Annotated in this window: 3 protein-coding genes; 1 reads left to right on the forward strand and 2 read right to left on the reverse strand. The window is 70.9% G+C overall.

Translation table 11 applies throughout. The features are described from left to right. Positions 1-726 (forward strand): GNAT family N-acetyltransferase (locus AX685_RS04575; RefSeq protein WP_156445667.1); only part of this gene is annotated, 726 nt, incomplete at its 5' end. Between the two features lie 6 nt (positions 727-732). Here AX685_RS04575 and AX685_RS04580 read toward each other — a convergent pair. Next, positions 733-2,445, reverse strand: coding sequence for a hypothetical protein (locus tag AX685_RS04580; protein ID WP_231738555.1), 1,713 nt, complete (start codon positions 2,443-2,445; stop codon positions 733-735). A gap of 10 nt (positions 2,446-2,455) precedes the next feature. Beyond that, positions 2,456-3,827, reverse strand: a 1,372-nt coding sequence (locus AX685_RS22295; protein WP_197418479.1) for a hypothetical protein, incomplete at its 5' end; no start/stop codon positions are given.

Raw genomic sequence — 3,827 nt, forward strand, 5'->3', positions numbered from 1 at the left:
GACCGGCACCAGCTGTCGTCGGCGCACGCGACCTTCGTCGAGCCGGCGCAGTTGCCGGCGTTCGAGGCGGCCGGCTGGCTGATCCGCGAGGGGACGCAATTCCACTGGACCAATCACGGCTATGCCACGTTCGACGATTTCCTCGCCGCGCTGGCCAGCCGCAAGCGCAAGGCGATCCGCAAGGAACGCGCCGCCGCGGTGGAGGGGCTGACGATCCGGCACCTGACCGGCACCGATATCGGCGAGCGCGAATGGGATGCGTTCTGGACCTTCTACCAGGATACCGGCAGCCGCAAATGGGGACGCCCGTACCTGACGCGCGCGTTCTTCCCGATGCTGGGCGCGGCGCTGGGCGAGCGGGTGCTGCTGATCCTGGCGGAGCGCGACGGGGTGCCGATCGCCGGCGCGCTCAACCTGATCGGCGCGGACACGCTCTACGGCCGCTATTGGGGCTGTACCGAGGACGTGCCGTTCCTGCATTTCGAATTATGCTATTACCAGGCGATCGACGCCGCGATCGCGCGCGGGCTGGCCAGCGTCGAGGCGGGCGCGCAGGGCGAGCACAAGCTGGCGCGCGGCTATGCCCCCGTGCCCACCTGGTCGGCGCATTACATCCCCGACCCGAATTTCCGCCGCGCGGTGGCCGATTTCGTCGCGCGCGAACGCGCCGCGGTGGAAAACGAACAGACGTTCCTGGAAGAGCTGACCCCGTTCCGGAAGGGGTAGCGCGCGTCAGTCGTGTCCGGTCAGCCGGTTCTGTTCGGCGCGCACCTGTTCCAGCCGCTCGCGCCGTTCCAGCCGCTCGCGCCGTTCCAGACGTTCGCGGCGGCGCTTCATCGCCTCGATCAGCCATTTGGGCACGCCCAGTTCCTCGTCGGTGGCGGTGGGCGCGGGTATGTCGTGATCGACGCGGAACAGCACCGAATCGCTGCCCTGCGCGCGCCAGATCGGCACGAGCCCGACGGTGTAGCGCGGGTTGTAGGCCGGCGGACGGATCAGCCAGACATAGTCGAAGGCGTCACGCGGGAAGCGCGCCAGCGCATAATTGACCGGACGCCACCATTCGCGCGCGCATTTCACCTCGGTCACGATCTGCGTCGGGTCGTGCGCGAAGCCGCCCGCGGCGCGATAGCGGACGGTCAGCAGCTGTGCGCCCGCCATCGACCATTGATCGTCGGTATAGGCCATGCGCCGTTCCAGCGCGATCGCGGGCAGGTGCTCCAGCCGCGACATGCGCCAGGCATTGTGGCAGTTATGCCCGACGAAACCGATCACCTTCGCCCCCACGGGCAGGTGCGGCAGCGCGGCGAGTTCGGTGTCGTAATCGCGATCGAACTGCCAGTAGCTGATCGTCGTGCCACCCAGCCGGACCAGGAAGAACGCCAGCCCCAGCCCCGCCAGGATCGCGCCGTGGCGGATCGTCGTGCCGGGTTTCGGCCGGATAGCGATGATCGCGACCGCGATCATGTACGGCGCCATGCGCATGTCGGCATAGGCCGATCCGAACACGATCCGCGGCAACACGACATAGACCGCCAGCATGAACAGCGCCGACAGCCCCAGGTGCCGTGAATAGCCGATCCGCGGATCGCGCAGCGCCTTGAACAGGACGAGGTAGATGACCGCCATGCTGGCGACGTCGAACCACAGCCAGCGATCGCGCAGCGCCATCAGCACCCAGGCGATCTTGGTGCGCCAGTAGAAGAAGTCGGCGGTCTGCCCGGTGACGTCGTCGCCCGATCGCCATGCGATCATCAGCAGCATCGGCAGCGCGAGCGGGACGCAGCCCAGCCCGGCGCGCACCCATGCCGCCAGCCAGTGACCCGCGCCGCGATCGACGCGCCGGTCGTGCTGGCGGATCAGCTCGCTGGAAAAGGCCAGCACGCCCAGCACGCCCCAGCCGAACGTGTGGCACACCCACAGCAGGCACGACAACGGCACGAACAGCGCGGCGCGCAGGCCGATCCGCCCCTGCCGCGCCATCCGCACCCACAGCGCGAACAGGCACAGCGCCAGCCCCATCGACAGCGCGAAATTCACGAAGCCGAACTGGAACGGATAGCTGTACGCCAGCGGCAGCGCGAACAGCGCGGTCGGCGGGATGCGCCCGTGCACCTCGCGCGCGATCCACAGCAGACCCGCCACCGTCAGCAGCGGGATCGCCATCACGATCAGCTTCACCGCCGGTTCCAGCCCGATCAGCGGCGCCAGCGGCTCGATCAGCAGATCGACGCCGAGGTTACCGATCAGCGACCATTCGAAGCGGAACCAGTCATCGAACCACGGATACAGATCACGGTCGAGCTGGACGCGATAGCGCCCCATATGCCCCGGCAGGTCGACGATCGGCGGAATGTCCGGCCAGATGAGCGGGACGCACGCCGCCAGCGCGGCCGCGACCACGAACCAGCGCGTCTGCCACCAATGGAGCCGCTCCCCCTGCATCCGCAGCGCCTTAGGGGTTCGCGGGCGGTCCCTGCAAGGGGCGGATGACGCGCCACGCCAGCGCCGGCCCCTTCACCGGCACCGGGCGCAGCCATGCGATGCGCTCGCCACGCTCCAGCCGCGCCCATAATCCGTTGGGGGCGACAGTGCGGTACAGTTCCATTTCGTTCATGCCGGGACAGGCGACGAGGTACTCGGCGCGGGTCGCCAGCACGATCGCCCGCGCGTCGCCGGGCGCGGCGGTGAAGCCGTGGATGACAATGTCGATCGCCGCCGCGCCGCGGTGGTAGCCACCCGCGATCGCGCGGTGCGGGGTCGCCGCCAGCAGCGCAGGGGTGGCGTCGATCGGCGCGAACAGCGTTGCGGTCGGCAGTGCGCCGACGGTGGCGATGTCGGCGGCATTGGCGCAAGGGCGGCGATGCGACGCCAGCCCCGCCTCCGCCGCCGCCCCCTTCGTACCCGCGACCAGCGTCAGGAGCGAGGCGATCTGGCCTGGGGAGGCGAGCAGGAACGCGCCCACCGTCGCCATGATCCGCGGGCCGGCATGTTCGATCGCGCGCGCGCGGGTCAGCAGCGCCAGCAGCAGCGTGGCCGCGCCGGGCACCGCCAGCGCATTGGCGGTGCCGCCCGCGCGATTGACCATGATCGCGATCGCGAAGGCCGCGCCCTGCAACGCGATCAGCAGCGTCCAGCGCGCGCGCGCGTCGGGGTCGACCGTCAGCGCGCGGGCACGCACCGCCCCGATCAGCCCCATCACCGGCAGGCCGATGGTGACCGCGGCCCAGTCGATTTCCTGTTCCCACAGCGGCCGGCCTTCCAGGACCAGCACATACCAGTAGCGGAATACCCGCGGTGGCAACGTCGCGAACGGTCCCGACAGGCAGGCGGGCGATAGCCACGCGACCGCCCCGGCCGCCAGCGCGCCGCCCAGTGCGAGCGCCGCCAGCCGCGCGGCAAGGCCCAGACGCGCCACCGCCAGCGCCAGCAGCACCCCTGCCGCCGCGCCGCCCAGCGCCGCGATCCACCCCGGCGCCATGGCATCGCACGCGGGCGCCCACATCGCCGGGCCGCGCGTCGCCGCCTGCAACAGCGCGGCGGTGACGAACAGCGCCGCCGCCAGCGCTGGGGCGCGCGCGTCGACGGGGCGCCACGCCCAGACCAGCACCCCGATCCCCGCGACCGCCGCCGCGATCGGCAATCCCTCCAGCGAGATCGTCAGCAACGCGCCCAGCGCCGCGCCCGCCAGCGCACCGGTGCGCCACGACGGCGCGGCCAGCAGCGCGCGTACCGCCACCAGCGTCAGCACGATCTGCCAGCCGTGATGGTCGATGCGCAGCGGGCGCATCTGCGCCAGCAGCGGCGGGGCGAAGGCGACCATCAGC

The sequence above is a fragment of the Sphingomonas sp. CCH9-F2 genome (assembly GCF_001556735.1).
GTDB lineage: Bacteria > Pseudomonadota > Alphaproteobacteria > Sphingomonadales > Sphingomonadaceae > Sphingomonas > Sphingomonas ginsenosidimutans.

Coding starts and splice junctions, on each gene's coding strand:
- AX685_RS04580 (WP_231738555.1), bottom strand. CDS start 2,445: ATGCAGGGGGAGCGGCTCCATTGGTGGCAGACGCGCTGGTTCGTGGTC.